This is a genomic window from Actinacidiphila rubida, assembly GCF_900110255.1.
Classification (GTDB): Bacteria; Actinomycetota; Actinomycetes; order Streptomycetales; family Streptomycetaceae; genus Actinacidiphila; species Actinacidiphila rubida.
This window is the reverse complement of the sequence record NZ_FODD01000021.1, coordinates 37,068-51,177: the sequence shown is the minus strand read 5'-3', so window position 1 is coordinate 51,177 and position 14,110 is coordinate 37,068. Positions and strand designations below refer to the sequence as shown.

Genomic DNA, 14,110 nt, shown 5'->3' with positions numbered 1-14,110 from the left:
GGACGCGACAGGTGCGTGGGGGCGCGGTGCGCGGCGCACCGGCTCCGACGGTGTGGGCCAGGTGGGGGTGGGGGTGGAACCCCCGGAGGTCGCCGGGCGTTCTTCCGGGACCGCCTGTGCCTCCGCGGCAGCGGATGGCATGATCGGGCAGCCAGGCCCCCGGCCTGGCGACGACCGTACGCGCCCGCCAGGAGTATCCGTCCCCATGAGCGTCACCCCGATCGGCCGCGCACGGCGCGGCAGCGACAGCAGGGTCAGTCCGGTGTTCCTCGGCATCGCCGCGGTGATGGCCGTCTCGGGCTGGGCGGTGTGGACGCACTACGCCGCCGACCACGGCTTCGCGGTGTTCCTGTTCGTCGTGTCCGGCTGGGTCGTCTCCCTGTGCCTGCACGAGTACGCGCACGCGCGGACCGCCCTGCACAGCGGCGACCTGTCGATCGGCGCCAAGGGCTACCTCACGCTGAACCCGCTGAAGTACGCGAACGCGGTCCTGTCCGTCCTGCTGCCGGTGCTGTTCGTGATCGCCGGCGGCATCGGGCTGCCCGGCGGCGCGGTGTACATCGAGCGCGACCGGATCCGCGGCCGGGTGCGGCACAGCCTGATCTCCGCCGCGGGACCGCTCACCAACGTGCTGTTCGCGTTCCTGCTGATGCTGCCGTTCCTGCTGGGCACGGCCGACTCCTGGCCGCAGGACTTCCGGTCGTCGCTGGCGTTCCTGGCGCTGCTCCAGGTCTCCGCCGCGTTCCTGAACCTGCTGCCGGTGCCCGGTCTGGACGGCTACGGGATCGTCGAGCCGTGGCTGTCGGACGGCTTCAAGCGGCAGGTCGCGCCCTACGCGCCGTTCGGCCTGCTCGCGGTGTTCGGCGTGCTGTACATCCAGTCGGTCAACAACAAGTTCTTCGACGCGGTCTACCACGTGCTGAACTGGTGCCACGTCGACCCGTGGTACGCGGCGAACGGCTACCAGCTGTTCCAGTTCTGGAAGAGCTGAGCCGCGGGCCGCACGGCCCGATCCCCAGGGACGCGGACCGGACCCGGTCCCGGAACCGCTACGCGTGGCGTTGCTCGTCCAGCTTCGCCTTGCGGCGGTAGTACCACCACATGTTGCTGGTGACACCGGCGAGCAGCACCCACACGATGCCCAGCCAGCTGCCGTACGCGAAGGACACCACCGCGGCGGCGAGGGCCAGCAGGCACACCACGAGGGCGTAAAGGGCGAGGCGGGGCATGGCGGACGGCTCCTGCGGTCGTACGGGCGGGTCGGGCGTACGGCCATTGTCCCCCATGCCCCCGGGCCCGCGGCCCGGCCCCGGCCTGGGGCCGGGCCGCGGGCCCGGCGGCGGACGTCCGGCGGACCTCCGTCAGAGGCCCGTCACACGTCCGTCACGCGCAGCCCGGCGTGCGCCTTGTAGCGGCGGTTCACCGAGATCAGGTTGGCCACCAGCGCCTCGACCTGGTGCGCGTTGCGGAGCCGGCCGCCGAACACGCCGCGCATGCCGGGGATGCGGGAGGCGAGCGCCTGCACCACGTCGGTGTCGGCGCGGGACTCGCCGAGCACCAGCACGTCGGTGTCGATCTCCGCGACGTCCGGGTCCTGCAGCAGGACCGCGGACAGGTGGTGGAACGCGGCCGTGACCCGCGAGTCCGGCAGCAGGGCCGCGGCCTGCTGCGCCGCGCTGCCCTCCTCCACGGCGAGGGCGTAGGCGCCCTGCTTGTCGAAGCCGAGCGGGTTCACGCAGTCCACCACGAGCTTGCCCGCGAGGTCGGCGCGCAGCGCCTCGAGGGTCCTGGCGTGGCCCTCCCACGGCACGGCGACGATCACGATGTCGCTGCGCCGGGCGCACTCCGCGTTGTCCGCGCCCTCCACGCCGTGGCCCAGCTCGTCCGCGGCGGCCTGCGCGCGTTCGGCGCTGCGGGACCCGATGACCACCTTCTGGCCCGCCTTCGCCAGCCGGTACGCCAGGCCGCGGCCCTGGTCGCCGGTGCCGCCGAGCACGCCCACCACGAGGCCGGACACGTCCGGCAGTTCCCAGGGGTCCCTCGCGGGGGCCTTCGCGGGGGCCGGGCTGCCGGAACTGGGGTTCTCAGGGTTCGTCATGCCGTGGATCCTTTCAGGTCCGCGATGTTCGGGTGCTGTTCGGTGGCGCGGATCACGCGGGGCGGAGGAGGATGCCCGGCCATGGACGCTCTGCGGGTCGCGCTGCTGCGCGAGGCCCTGGCCGGCACCGAATGGCCGCGCGCGACGCGGGCGTTCGGCGGCGCGCTGCGGCGGGCCGTACGGCGGCGCGGCGGCGGGCTCCTGCTGGTCGGCACGGACGCGTACGAGCCGTGGCACCTGGCGGCGCACCTCGACGAGGAGGCCGCGTGGAGCGGCGTGCCGGAGCTGGCGCCCACCCTCGTACGGCACCGGGTCCCGCCCGGCGCGCGCCCTCACCTGTCCGTGGGGCTGGGCCGGCTCGCCGCCGCCGGCCGCAAGGACACGCTGCTGGTGGTCGCGCCCGGGCCGCTCGGCGACACGTTCCTGGAACGCCTGGCCGACGTGCGCCGCGACGGGGCGACGCTGCTGGCCGTCGACGCCAGCGGCACGCCCGACCTGCACGGCCTCGCGCACGACGCGCTGCCCGTGCCCGAGGATCCGCTGGTGCCGCTCGACACCGTCCAGCACCTGGTGGCGGCCGGTGCCGCCGCGGCGCGCAGACCGGGTCCGCGCGCCCGGCGGGCGCGCCTCGCCGACCGGCTGATGGCGCCGCCGCGCCGCTGGTAGGACGGGCCGGCGGAGCGGAAAACCCGTTGCCCGGCCGCCGGGGCGCCGCGACGATGCGGGACCATGCCCCCGCATCCCGACGCCACCGCGCCGCGCCGCCGCCGGTGGTCCGCCCTGCTGCCCGACCTCACGCCGTGGCGGACCTCGCGCGACTTCCGGCTGATGTGGCTGGCCGGCGTCATCACCAACTTCGGCAGCTTCCTGACGTTCGTGGCGCTGCCGGTGCAGCTCAAGGACCTGACCGGCTCGGCGGTGGCGGTCGGTGCGATCGGCGCGGTCGAACTGGTGCCGCTTATCGTGTTCGGGCTGTACGGGGGCGCGCTCGCCGACGCGTTCGACCGGCGGGTGCTCATCGTCGCGGCGGAGGCCGCGCAGGGCGTGCTGGTCGGGGCGCTGCTGCTCAACACGCTGCTGCCGCATCCGCAGGTGTGGCCGCTGTACCTGGCGGCCGCGGTGTCCAGCGCGCTGACCGGCCTGCAGCGGCCGGCGCTGGACACGATCGTGCCGCGGATCGTCCCCCGCGAGCAGCTCGCCGCGGCGGCCGCGCTCAACGCCCTGCGCTGGCAGGTCGGCGCGATCGCCGGGCCCGCGGTGGCCGGGCTGGTCATCGCGTACGCCGGCCTCGGCTGGGCGTACGGCGCGGACGCGGCGACGTTCGCCGTCAGCGCGGTGCTCGGCCTGGGCCTGCGCCCCTCCCCGGCCGGGCACGACGCCGAGCCGCCGTCGCTGCGCGGCATCGCGGAGGGGGCGCGGTACGCCTGGCACCGCAAGGAACTGCTCGGCACCTACGCGATCGACCTGGCCGCGATGTTCTTCGCCTACCCGGCGGCGATCCTGCCGTTCCTCGCGGACGACCTGCACGCGCGCTGGTCGCTGGGCCTGATGTACGCGGCCGGGTCGGTCGGCTCACTGCTGGTGAGCGTCACCAGCGGGTGGACGTCGCGGATCCGGCGGCACGGCCGGATGGTGGTGCTCGCCGCGGCGGGCTGGGGTCTGGCCACGGCGTGCGCGGGGTGGACGCGGGACGTCTGGGTGGTGCTGGTGTTCCTGGCGGTGGCCGGGGGGTTCGACATGATCAGCGGCGTCGGCCGCTCCACGATGTGGAACGAGACGATCCCCGACGCGTTGCGCGGGCGGCTGGCGGGGATCGAGCTGCTCTCGTACTCCGTCGGCCCGACGCTGGGCCAGGTCCGCTCGGGCGGTGTCGCCGCGATCAGCTCCGCGCGGACGTCCCTCTGGTCCGGCGGTCTCGCCTGCGTCGGCGCGGTCGCGCTCCTGGCGACGGCGCTGCCGCGGCTCCTCGCCTACGAGTCACCCGCCGGCGACAAGGTCGTCCCTCCCGCACCCGAAGTCCCCGCCGCCGCCCTGGACTGAACGGGCCCCCGCGGCGCCGCGGGCGGCCGGCGGCCGCGGGGGCTGGAGGCGGACGGCGAGGAGCAGCTAGTCCTGGGAGTCCCACGCGTCGTTGCGCTCCGCGACCTTCTCCATCGCGTGCTCCGCCTCCGCCCGCGTGGGGTACGGGCCGAAGCGGTCCTTGGCCGGGCACTCCGGCCCCTCCTCGACCTTCTTGTGCTTGAGGCAGTAGAACCACTCGCCCGGCTTGCCCGCCGGCTTGTTCGCCTTGAACACCGCCATGTCCGTCCCTCCGATCTCGGCCCCCGCTAGGCCGTGGCTAGGGCGTGGCCTAGCGCCATCGTTCCCGATCTCCCGCGGATACACTCTTCGGCATGTCTGGTCCCTCGCTTCTCGTCCCCGGCAAGCTCTCCCCCACCCGCCCGGTACCCGCGTCGATCCCGCGCCCGGAGTACGTCGGCCGGCCGGGCCCCGCGCCGTACACCGGGCCCGAGGTGCAGGACGAGGAGACCGTCGGGCGGATGCGCGTCGCGTCCCGCATCGCCGCGCAGGCGATGGCGGCGGCGGCCGCGGCCATCGCCCCGGGGGTGACCACCGACGAGCTGGACCGCATCGCCCACGCGTTCATGGTCGCGCACGACGCCTACCCGTCGGACCTCGGCTACCGCGGCTTCCCGAAGTCCATCTGCACCTCGCTGAACGAGGTCATCTGCCACGGCATCCCGGACTCCACGGTGCTGCGCGACGGCGACATCGTGAACCTGGACGTGACCGCGTACATCCACGGCGTGCACGGTGACTGCAACGCCACGTACCTGGTCGGCGACGTCGACGAGCAGTCCAGGCTGCTCGTCGAGCGCACCCGTGAGTCGCTGGACCGGGCGATCAAGGCGGTGCGGCCCGGCCGGCAGATCAACGTCATCGGCCGCGTCATCGAGTCGTACGCCAAGCGCTTCGGCTACGGCGTGGTCCGCGACTTCACCGGCCACGGGATCAACACCTCGTTCCACTCCGGGCTGATCATCCCGCACTACGACGACCCGCGGGCGACGACGGTGATGCGCCCGGGCATGACGTTCACCATCGAGCCGATGCTGACCCTCGGCACGCACGAGTACGACATCTGGGACGACGGCTGGACCGTGGTCACCAAGGACCGCAGGCGCACGGCCCAGTTCGAGCACACGCTGGTCGTCACGGCCGACGGCGCCGAGGTCCTCACCCTCCCGTGACGCGTCGCTACCGGTAGGGTGGCGCCGATTCATCGGTCCGCCCCGGGGTACGAAGGAGCCGACGCGCCATGATCCGCCGCAGGTTGGGCCTGGGGGCCGCAGCCATCGCGCTCGTCCTGCCGCTGGGCGGATGCATGACCGTGCACGGCGAACGCGCCCTCATCCCCTCGGTGGCACCGGACGAGGCGGCGAAGGTGCTGGCCGGCTTCGCGACGGTGGACAACGAGGCGACGAAGGCCTGGGACCCGCAGCTGCTCGCGCGGATAGAGACCGGGCCGCTGGGCGCGATAGACGGTGCCGGCGTGCGGGCGAAGCACGTCAACAACCCGGGCGGGAACCCGAAGTTCTCGCCGCTGACGTTCTCCGACACGAAGTACTGGATCCCCCGGCAGGTCGGCTGGCCGAAGTTCTTCGTCGCCGACACCGCCACCAACCACGCGGCGGCGGGCAGCCGCTGGCTGATGGTCTTCCGCCGCGACGCGGCGAGCGAGCCCTGGCGCGCCGCATACCTGGCCGTGGCCGCGGAGGGCACGCTGCCGCGGCTGGCCACGGACGGGGACGGCCACGTCGTGCCGGTGCCGGCCGACGGCGGCGGGCTGCTGCTGGCCCCCGGCACGCTGGGCACGGCCTACACCGGCTACCTCCAACACGGCACCGGCGCCGACCGGTTCGCCAAGGGCGCGGCCACCTCGACGTTGCGGGCCAACCGCGGCGACCAGGCCAGGACCCCCAACTCCGTGACGCAGTACGCCGACCAGCCCGCCGACGACGGCGACTTCGCCCCCGTCGCGCTGCGCACCCAGGACGGCGGGGCGCTGGTCTTCTTCGGCACCCGCCACCAGGCGAAGTCCACGTACCGGGCCGGCTACAACCTGTCGATCGACCCGGACACCCGGGCCCTGATGACCGGCACTCCGCGGACCTCGGTGACGCTGTCCCACGTCGGGCAGCAGATGGTCACGGTGCCGAAGGCCGGCGCGACGGGCCCCGGCGGCCAGGTGGTGTTCATCAGCCGCCTCGTCGGGCTGGTCGGCGCGGCCGGCGAATAGTCCCGGCCTGCGGGCAGCCCCGGCCGGCGAACCGTCCCGGACCTCAGCGTCCCCAGGTCATCGGCTCGGGCTCCGGCTCGTAGCCGAACTGGGCGCACGCGTCGGTGAGCACGTCGAGCACCGGCAGCGGGTCCGGCAGCGGCAGGTCCGGGCCGTGGCCGGGCAGCCACTCCACGCCGCGTCCCGACGCGAGCCGGGCCGGCGGCAGCAGCACGTAGCTGCCGCGGCAGTGCCAGCGGATGCCGGGGCGCTCGTCCGCCGTCTCCGGGAGCGAGTCGAGCGCGCACGGCCACCACTCGTCCTCGTCGACGGGGGTACCGCGGGTGGCGGTGAAGAACAGCAGCCGGTCCTCGCCGAACGCGGCGACCGGGCCGAAGGTGGCGCTGTCCGCGGTGAGCCGCTCCAGCGCGAGCCGGCCGGCCTCGGCCGGCACGTCCAGCACGTCGTGGTCGCGGCCGGTGGCGGTGACGAAGTTCGCCAGCGGCTCCTTGGCCAGCCACTGCGCGACGCGCTCCGGGTCGGTGCTCGCCTGGCTGTGCCAGGCCATCGACACCGGGTGCTGCCCGGGCACCGGACAGCCGATGCGGTCGCACGAACAGCCGAAGCCCTCCGGGTGGGCCGCGGGGGCGACGGGGAAGCCTGCGGTGACGGCCGCGGTGATCAGCGCGTCACGCTGCGGGTCGGGCACGTCCGTCCGGGAGTCCCTGGCCTGGCGGGCAGAACCTGGTGCACTGTCCGTTCGGCGTCGCAGCCAGCCGGACATCCTGTTCTTGCCTGCCATCGAGCTCCTTCCCTCGCCGGCCCGCTCCCGTTCCACGGTACGCGGGCCTTGCCGCCCATCCTCCCCCTTACCGGTGAGCAACACCCACTCGGGGTCTCCTCTTCCCCCGCCCGCCGCCCCGCTCCGGCCGGGCCGGGGCGGGGCGCGGGGTCCCCGCAGGTCGTCCGGGACGCCCGTGGTGCGGGCCCGGGCCACCCGCCGCCGGCCGGCCCACGGCGGACGGACCCCGGGGGACCCGGGGGCGGAACCCGCTCCGAGCCGTGCGCAACCCGCGGGGATTGCCGCACAATCGCGGTACGCGTTCGTACGACTCCCGCCGGACCACCGACCCGCCGGGACGCACCCCGCATCCGCGCCTCAACCACCCTCCGAGGAGCCTGCCTTGCGTATCGCGACACCCCGCCGGTACCTGATGTGCCCTCCGGCACACTTCCGCGTCACGTACTCGATCAACCCGTGGATGGACCCCACCAAGCCGGTGGACCCGGCCCTCGCCATGTTCCAGTGGGAGGACCTGCGCGACCGCTACCGCGGGCTCGGCCACACCGTGGAGATCCTCGACCCGCGGGCGGGCCTGCCGGACATGGTCTTCGCGGCGAACGGGGCGACCGTGGTGGACGGCCGGGTGCTGGGCGCCCGCTTCGCCAACCCCGAGCGCACCGCCGAGGCCCCCGCGCACCTGGAGTGGTTCCGCGCACACGGCTTCACCGACGTCCGGGAGCCGGAGCACGTCAACGAGGCGGAGGGTGACTTCGCCGTCACGTCCGCGTGGATCCTCGCGGGGCAGGGCTTCCGCAGCAGCCCGCTGGCCCACGACGAGGCGCAGGAGTACTTCGGGCGGCCGGTGATCAGCCTGGAGCTGACCGACCCGCGGTACTACCACCTGGACACGGCGCTGGCGGTGCTGGACGACGCGCGCGACGAGATCATGTACTTCCCCGGCGCCTTCACCCCCGCGAGCCGGGAGGTGCTGGAGCGGCTGTTCCCCGACGCACTGCTGGCGACCGCCGAGGACGCGGCCGTGCTCGGCCTGAACGCGGTGAGCGACGGCCGCAACGTACTGCTGCCGCGGGCGGCCACCGGGCTGCACGCGCCGCTGCGGGAGCGCGGTTTCGAGCCGGTGCCGGTGGACCTGTCCGAACTGCACAAGGCGGGCGGCAGCGTGAAGTGCTGCACGATGGAGCTGCGTCCCGCCACCCCGTAGGGTGCGCGCATGCATGGTTCCTACGATGCCGTGATCGTCGGCGGCGGCCACAACGGTCTGGTCGCCGCCGCCTACCTGGCGCGCGCGGGCCGGCGCGTCCTGGTGCTGGAGCAGTTGCCCGCGACCGGCGGCGCCGCCGTGTCGACCCGCGCGTTCACCGGGGTGGACGCGCGGCTGTCGCGCTACTCGTACCTGGTCAGCCTGCTGCCGCGGAAGGTCGTGGACGACCTGGGCCTGCGGTTCGCGGTGCGCCGCCGGCGGATCTCCTCGTACACCCCGAGCGGGGACGGCGGCCTGCTGGTGGACGCCGAGGACGCCGGCCGCACCCGGGAGCAGTTCGTCCGGCTGACCGGGTCGGACCGGGACTTCACGGCCTGGCAGGCGTTCTACGGGATGACGCAGCACGTCGCCGAGCGGGTCTTCCCGACGCTCACCGAGCCGCTGCCGACGCGGGCGGAACTGGAGCGCAGGATCGACGACGGCGCGGCCTGGGAGGCGCTGTTCGAGCGGCCGGTCGGCGAGGCGGTGGAGGCCGCGTTCGACGACGACACGGTCCGCGGGGTGGTGCTCACCGACGCGCTGATCGGCACGTTCAGCCACGCCCACGACCCGTCGCTGCGGCAGAACCGCTGCTTCCTCTACCACGTGATCGGCGGCGGCACCGGCGACTGGGACGTGCCGATCGGCGGGATGGGCGCGTTCACCGACGCGCTCGCCGGGGCGGCCCGCGCGGCCGGCGCGGAGATCGTCACCGGTGCCGAGGTGACCGGCATCGCCACCGACGGGACGCGGGCCGAGGTGACGCTGGCCGACGGCACCACGGTCGGCGCGACGGACGTGCTGGTGAACGCCTCGCCGTACGCGCTGGCCGGCCTGCTCGGGCGGCCGCTGCCGGAGAAGCCGGAGGGCGCCCAGCTGAAGGTCAACATGCTGCTGCGCCGGCTGCCGCGGCTGCGGGACGGCGCGGTGGACCCGCGCGAGGCGTTCGCCGGCACGTTCCACATCGCCGAGACGTACGGGCAGCTGCAGACCGCGTACGAGCAGGCCGCGGCGGGGCGGGTGCCGGACGCGCCGCCGTCGGAGATCTACTGCCACAGCCTCACCGACCCTTCGATCCTCGGGCCGGGGCTGGCCGAGCGCGGTGTGCACACCCTGACGCTGTTCGGGCTGCACGCGCCCGCCCGGCTGTTCGCGGACGATCCGGCGGGCACGAAGGAGGCGCTGCTGCGGGCCACGCTCGCGCAGCTGGACGCCGTGCTGGCCGAGCCGCTGGCGGACTGCCTGCTGGAGGACGCGGACGGGCGGCCGTGCCTGGAGGCGAAGTCGCCGCTCGACCTGGAGCACGAGGTGGGCCTGCCGGGCGGCCACATCTTCCACCGCGACCTGTCGTGGCCCTACGCCGAGGTGGAAAACGGCGGCCGCGGGGCAGACGGTGACGTGACGGACGCCACGGGGCGCTGGGGTGTCGGCACCGCCGATCGCAACGTCTTCCTGTGCGGCGCGGGCGCGGTCCGCGGCGGAGGGGTCAGCGGAGTCCCCGGACACAACGCGGCGATGGCCGTTCTGGAGAAGGCACGGGAGAACGCACGATGACGCACTGGCCCACCAGGTCCGCCGACGCCCGGCCGGGCACGGCGCGGGGCGCGGCGGACGGACAGCGGCGGCCGACCGGCCGCCAGTGGCGGCGCGCGGGCAAGTGGCACAGCCTGGACGACACCGGGTCCGGCGGCGCGCTCCCGGGTCAGCGGCGCTGCACCGCCGACGTGGTGGTGGACTGCGCGGTGTACGACGAGGGCTGCCGGACGGCCTCGCTGCCGCCGCGGGAGGCGCTGGAGGAGGCCAGGAGGAAGGGCGGCTTCGTCTGGATAGGCCTGCACGAGCCGGAGGCCGAGCATCTGGCCGAGATCGCGGAGGCGTTCGGGCTGCACCCGCTGGCCGTGGAGGACGCGGTGAAGGCGCACCAGCGGCCGAAGCTGGAGCGGTACGGCGACACGCTGTTCCTGGTGCTGAAGACGATCGTGTTCGTGGAGCACGAGAGGCTCACCGCGACCAGCGAGGTGGTCGACACCGGCGAGGTCATGATCTTCGTGGGCCGGGACTTCGTGGTGGTGGTGCGGCACGGCAGCGCGCCGGGCCTGGCGCGGGTGCGACGGGCCCTGGAGGCCCGGCCGGAGATGCTGCGGCACGGTCCCGCGGCGGTGCTGCACGCGATCACCGACCAGGTGGTCGACGACTACCTGGACGTCGCGGACGCCGTCGAACTGGACGTGGACACGCTGGAGTCCGAGGTGTTCGCGGCCGCGCAGGGCGACGACGCCGAGCGGATCTACCAGCTCAAGCGCGAGCTGATCGAGTTCAAGCACGCGGTGGTGCCGATGGCGCGCCCGCTGCAGCGGCTCAGCGAGGATCCGGACCCGCTCGTCAGCGCGGAGATCGCCCGCTACTTCCGCGACGTGGCCGACCACCTGTCGCACGTGAAGGAGCGCCTGGTCGCGTACAGCGAGCTGGTCGACGGCCTGCTGGCGGCGAATCTCAGCCAATTGACGGTGCAGCAGAACGTCGACATGCGGCGGATCAGCGCGGCCGCGGCGATCATGGCCATCCCCACCATGATCGCCGGGTTCTACGGCATGAACTTCCGCCACATGCCGGAACTGGGCTGGTCCTTCGGCTATCCGCTGATGGTCGGCGTCACCTCGGTGCTGTCGGCGCTCTGCTACCGGGCCTTCCGCCGCAACGGCTGGCTGTAGCGGGCGCGGGCACCGGCGTCCGGCGCCCCACGGGCGTGCGGGCCCGCGTCATTCCTCTTCCGGCGCGCTGTCGGCGGCGGCATCGGCATCGGCGTCGGGCGCGGGCGGCCAGGTGTCGCCCCACTCGGTGTCGCGGGCGGCCCGGTAGGCGGGGCCGTGGCGCTTGGTGACGGTGTTCCTGGTCAGGCCGTCGTCCCGGGTGCACAGGTCGAGCAGCACCTGGCCCTTGCGGATCTGCGGGTGCCGGACCACGCGCGCGGCGGCGGGGGCGCCGGGGACCGCGTCCGGACGGGCGGCGGCGACGTAGCCGAACTTCTCGTCCTCGTACGGCAGGGTGCCGCCCTTGACCTGCCGGTGCAGCGAGGTGCGGGGCACCCGGGCGGCGAAGTGGCACCAGTCGGTCCCGGTGATCGGGCAGGTGCCGTCGTGCGGGCAGGGCGCCAGCACGGTGAGCCCGGCCGCGACGAGCCGGTCGCGGGCCTCGATGATCCGCCGGTAGCCGTCGGGGGTGCCCGGCTCGGCGACGACGAGCGCGCCGCGGGTGGCGGCCGCGGCGGCGTCCAGCAGCGCGGCCCGGCCGGCCGGCGTCAGCTCGCCGATCACGTACGAGACGGTGACCAGGTCGGCCGCGGGCAGTGCGGGTGCGCCGCCCAGCGGCGCCCTGGTCCACTCGGCGGCCCGCACCGCGGGTTCCCCGGCGCCGCGGGCGAGTTCGCGGCCGAGGGTGAGCGCGGGCTGCGACCAGTCCAGGACGGTGCTGCGGTGCGTCCCGCCGGGCCAGGCGTCGGCCACCGCCCAGGTCGCCGCGCCGGTGCCGCCGCCGAGGTCGAGGTGGGTGCCGGGCGCCCAGTCGCCGGCCTGCGCGCGGAACGCGCCGAGCGCCGAGCGCACGGCGGCGTAGGTGGCCGGCATCCGGTACGCGGCGTAGGCGGCGGCGTCCGCGGCGTCCCGCAGGATCGGCGCGGCCGTCGGGGTCGTTCCCCGGTAGTTCTCGATCAGCCGCTCGACCTGTGCCGAGGCCCGGCTGGGCGCGGTGGCGTGGAGCCGCTCGGAGAGGGCGTCCTGGAGGTCGGCGGGAAGCTGGACGGTCGACACAAGCCCCAACTGTAAGGGTCCGGCACACCTGTAACGGACCCCTTACACTGCGTACCGTCGCGGGCGCCATAGGGGGGTCAACTCGGTCAAAATAACGGCGCGAATATGTGCAATCCGCAGCGCGCACCGGCTCACTTGGCCTAGCGTTCCCCCGTACCTGGGCGACGCCAGCACTTGGGGAAGTGCTGGGGGCGTCCACTCGGTCGCGATGTGCCAGGGGGGTCCATGCGGCGTATCGGAACGAACCCCGACATCCGGGTGATGTCGGTCGAGAGCGAGCCAAGACCGGCGCGGAGGAACACTCCGCGAACCATGAGGACCAGGGCATCGGCACGCACCGGTGCCTTTGGTGTGCCCGGAGCGCTGCGCCCCCGCCTCAGCGTGCACCCGGCACACAGCAGGTACGGGGACAAGCCGCCGTGGTACCTGCCCCTCGCCCTGGCGGTGGACGCGCTCGGCGTCGGGCTGCCGGTGCTGCTGGTGCTCGGGCACAGCGGCCAGCCGCACCCGCTCGCCTGCGCGCTGGTCGCGGCCGGCGCGTGGACGGCGGTGCGCTCGGTGCGCGGGCGCTACGCGAGCCACGTGCTGGGCGAGGGCGGCGGTGTGCTGGGGGTGCTCGGCGACTGGCTGGTGCTGCTCGGGGTGCTGGCCGTGCTGCGCACCGCGTTCGGCGAGATCGCCCGGCCCGTGCTGGCGCTGCTGGCACTCACCGCGGCGCCGCTGCTCACCCTCGCCGGGCGCAAGGGCACCCACCACCATCTGATCGCGGCCCGCAAGGCCGCGCGGTCGGTCAGCCGGGTGCTGGTCATCGGCGAACCGGGCACCGCCGACCACGTCGTGGAGCATCTGGCCGCCCGCACCGAGCACGCCTACGTGGTGGTCGGGGTGGTGCCGGTCGGCAACGCGCGGCTCCAGTGCGGCACTCCGGTCCCGGCGCGGCTGGCCCCGGTCGCGCCCGCCGGGCTGGTGGAGGACGCGGCCGCCGTGATGGGGGCGGCCCGCGAGCTGAAGGCGGAACTGGTGCTGGTGGCCCCCGGGCCGCGGCTGGGTGCCGAGCGGCTCCGCCGGCTGTCCTGGGCGCTGCACGACGCGGGGGTGCCGCTGGCGGTGCTGACCGGCCTGGTGGACGTGGCCGTGCGCCGGGTCCAGCTCGACGCGCCGGCCGGCCTGACCATGCTGCACATCGCGCCGCCGATGCGGCGCGGCCTGCAGGTCGGGCTCAAGTCGGCGCTGGACCGGGCCTGCGCGGGGCTCGGACTGCTGCTGCTGGCACCGCTGTTCGGGATCGTGGCGGTCGCCATCAAGTCGACGACGCCGGGCCCGGTGTTCCACCGGCAGACCCGCTTCGGGCAGGGCTGCACGCCGTTCACCATGTGGAAGTTCCGCACGATGGTCGTCGACGCGGAGGCACGCAGGGCCGAGATGGAGGTCAACGGCGCCAACGAGAACGACGGCCTGATGTTCAAGATGCGGCGCGACCCGCGGGTCACCCCCGTGGGCCGGCTGCTGCGCCGCTGCTCCCTGGACGAGCTGCCGCAGCTGTTCAACGTCCTGCGCGGCGAGATGTCCCTGGTCGGCCCGCGGCCGCCGCTGCCCGACGAGGTCGCCCGCTACGACGAGGTGGAGCTGCGGCGCCTGGCCGTCAAGCCCGGCATCACCGGGCTGTGGCAGGTCAGCGGACGCAGCGACCTGTCGTGGGACGAGACGGTGGCGCTTGACCTGCGGTACGTCGACAACTGGTCGCTGACCGGGGACGTCGACGTGATGGCCCGCACCGTGCGGGCCGTGGTCGACGGACGGGGGGCCTACTAGGCGTGGCGTCCGCGCCGGGCGGCGATGAGTTTCCGCCCGGCGGCCGGTCTTCATGGGCGGGGCCAGGTCC

The 14,110-nt window shown here is 74.4% G+C and carries 14 protein-coding genes; 9 read left to right on the top strand and 5 right to left on the bottom strand.

Annotated elements, in window-relative coordinates; translation table 11 throughout:
- Positions 1-205 precede the first annotated feature (205 nt).
- Entirely contained in the window at positions 206-991 is a 786-nt protein-coding gene (locus tag BMW99_RS21355; RefSeq protein ID WP_069466381.1) for a site-2 protease family protein, read from the top strand.
- Between the two features lie 58 nt (positions 992-1,049).
- Here BMW99_RS21355 and BMW99_RS21350 read toward each other — a convergent pair whose 3' ends face one another.
- Together BMW99_RS21350 and npdG are read right to left on the bottom strand one after the other, a co-directional pair.
- Positions 1,050-1,229: a hypothetical protein gene (locus BMW99_RS21350; protein ID WP_069466380.1), complete on the bottom strand. Its 180-nt coding sequence runs from the start codon at positions 1,227-1,229 to the stop codon at positions 1,050-1,052.
- A gap of 143 nt (positions 1,230-1,372) precedes the next feature.
- The gene (npdG, locus tag BMW99_RS21345; protein WP_069467313.1) at positions 1,373-2,098 is read right to left on the bottom strand and encodes an NADPH-dependent F420 reductase; all 726 of its coding nucleotides are present in this window, start codon (positions 2,096-2,098) and stop codon (positions 1,373-1,375) included.
- An 81-nt stretch (positions 2,099-2,179) separates the two neighbouring features.
- Between npdG and BMW99_RS21340 the strand changes: the two genes are divergently transcribed.
- Positions 2,180-2,764, top strand: a complete 585-nt coding sequence (locus tag BMW99_RS21340; RefSeq protein ID WP_075017342.1) for a hypothetical protein — start codon at positions 2,180-2,182, stop codon at positions 2,762-2,764.
- Positions 2,765-2,827: 63 nt separating this feature from the next.
- Positions 2,828-4,138 (top strand): MFS transporter, encoded by a 1,311-nt coding sequence (locus BMW99_RS21335; protein ID WP_075017341.1) that lies wholly within the window; start codon positions 2,828-2,830, stop codon positions 4,136-4,138.
- A 66-nt stretch (positions 4,139-4,204) separates the two neighbouring features.
- Here BMW99_RS21335 and BMW99_RS21330 read toward each other — a convergent pair whose 3' ends face one another.
- Positions 4,205-4,399, bottom strand: a complete 195-nt coding sequence (locus tag BMW99_RS21330) for a hypothetical protein (protein ID WP_069467792.1) — start codon at positions 4,397-4,399, stop codon at positions 4,205-4,207.
- 92 nt (positions 4,400-4,491) lie between these two features.
- On the opposite strand from BMW99_RS21330, the gene map reads away from it, so the two are divergent.
- Together map and BMW99_RS21320 are read left to right on the top strand one after the other, a co-directional pair.
- Entirely contained in the window at positions 4,492-5,349 is an 858-nt protein-coding gene (map, locus tag BMW99_RS21325; RefSeq protein ID WP_075017340.1) for a type I methionyl aminopeptidase, read from the top strand.
- Between the two features lie 68 nt (positions 5,350-5,417).
- A complete protein-coding gene (locus BMW99_RS21320) occupies positions 5,418-6,398 on the top strand; it encodes a hypothetical protein (RefSeq protein WP_069467497.1) in 981 nt (326 codons plus the stop codon).
- 43 nt (positions 6,399-6,441) lie between these two features.
- Here the strand turns inward: BMW99_RS21320 and BMW99_RS21315 are convergent, their stop codons facing one another.
- Positions 6,442-7,179 carry a bifunctional DNA primase/polymerase gene (locus BMW99_RS21315; RefSeq protein ID WP_069467496.1) on the bottom strand — a complete coding sequence of 246 codons (738 nt, stop codon included), beginning with the start codon at positions 7,177-7,179 and terminating at the stop codon, positions 6,442-6,444.
- Positions 7,180-7,456: 277 nt separating this feature from the next.
- Between BMW99_RS21315 and ddaH the strand changes: the two genes are divergently transcribed.
- Genes ddaH through corA form a run of 3 tightly spaced genes read left to right on the top strand, consistent with a single transcriptional unit; the run spans position 7,457 to position 11,133 of the window.
- Complete coding sequence (gene ddaH, locus BMW99_RS21310; RefSeq protein ID WP_407640309.1) at positions 7,457-8,383, top strand: dimethylargininase; 927 nt, start codon at positions 7,457-7,459, stop codon at positions 8,381-8,383.
- Positions 8,384-8,392: 9 nt separating this feature from the next.
- Positions 8,393-9,976, top strand: a complete 1,584-nt coding sequence (locus BMW99_RS21305) for a phytoene desaturase family protein (protein ID WP_075017339.1) — start codon at positions 8,393-8,395, stop codon at positions 9,974-9,976.
- A complete protein-coding gene (gene corA / locus BMW99_RS21300; protein ID WP_069467098.1) occupies positions 9,973-11,133 on the top strand; it encodes a magnesium/cobalt transporter CorA in 1,161 nt (386 codons plus the stop codon). Before BMW99_RS21305 ends, corA begins: the two co-directional genes overlap by 4 nt.
- Before the next feature lie 48 nt (positions 11,134-11,181).
- Here the strand turns inward: corA and BMW99_RS21295 are convergent, their stop codons facing one another.
- Positions 11,182-12,228 carry a small ribosomal subunit Rsm22 family protein gene (locus BMW99_RS21295; protein ID WP_079139033.1) on the bottom strand — a complete coding sequence of 349 codons (1,047 nt, stop codon included), beginning with the start codon at positions 12,226-12,228 and terminating at the stop codon, positions 11,182-11,184.
- A 312-nt stretch (positions 12,229-12,540) separates the two neighbouring features.
- Between BMW99_RS21295 and BMW99_RS21290 the strand changes: the two genes are divergently transcribed.
- Positions 12,541-14,040 (top strand): sugar transferase, encoded by a 1,500-nt coding sequence (locus BMW99_RS21290; protein WP_079139032.1) that lies wholly within the window; start codon positions 12,541-12,543, stop codon positions 14,038-14,040.
- The last annotated feature ends 70 nt before the right edge of the window (positions 14,041-14,110 follow it).

Bases quoted from the DNA above. Each gene is read 5' to 3' on its own strand.
- BMW99_RS21320 (WP_069467497.1), top strand. From the start codon at position 5,418: ATGATCCGCCGCAGGTTGGGCCTGGGGGCCGCAGCCATCGCGCTCGTC.
- BMW99_RS21305 (WP_075017339.1), top strand. From the start codon at position 8,393: ATGCATGGTTCCTACGATGCCGTGATCGTCGGCGGCGGCCACAACGGT.
- BMW99_RS21290 (WP_079139032.1), top strand. From the start codon at position 12,541: ATGAGGACCAGGGCATCGGCACGCACCGGTGCCTTTGGTGTGCCCGGA.
- map (WP_075017340.1), top strand. From the start codon at position 4,492: ATGTCTGGTCCCTCGCTTCTCGTCCCCGGCAAGCTCTCCCCCACCCGC.
- BMW99_RS21340 (WP_075017342.1), top strand. From the start codon at position 2,180: ATGGACGCTCTGCGGGTCGCGCTGCTGCGCGAGGCCCTGGCCGGCACC.
- BMW99_RS21315 (WP_069467496.1), bottom strand. From the start codon at position 7,179: ATGGCAGGCAAGAACAGGATGTCCGGCTGGCTGCGACGCCGAACGGAC.
- BMW99_RS21335 (WP_075017341.1), top strand. From the start codon at position 2,828: ATGCCCCCGCATCCCGACGCCACCGCGCCGCGCCGCCGCCGGTGGTCC.
- BMW99_RS21350 (WP_069466380.1), bottom strand. From the start codon at position 1,229: ATGCCCCGCCTCGCCCTTTACGCCCTCGTGGTGTGCCTGCTGGCCCTC.
- BMW99_RS21330 (WP_069467792.1), bottom strand. From the start codon at position 4,399: ATGGCGGTGTTCAAGGCGAACAAGCCGGCGGGCAAGCCGGGCGAGTGG.
- npdG (WP_069467313.1), bottom strand. From the start codon at position 2,098: ATGACGAACCCTGAGAACCCCAGTTCCGGCAGCCCGGCCCCCGCGAAG.
- BMW99_RS21355 (WP_069466381.1), top strand. From the start codon at position 206: ATGAGCGTCACCCCGATCGGCCGCGCACGGCGCGGCAGCGACAGCAGG.
- corA (WP_069467098.1), top strand. From the start codon at position 9,973: ATGACGCACTGGCCCACCAGGTCCGCCGACGCCCGGCCGGGCACGGCG.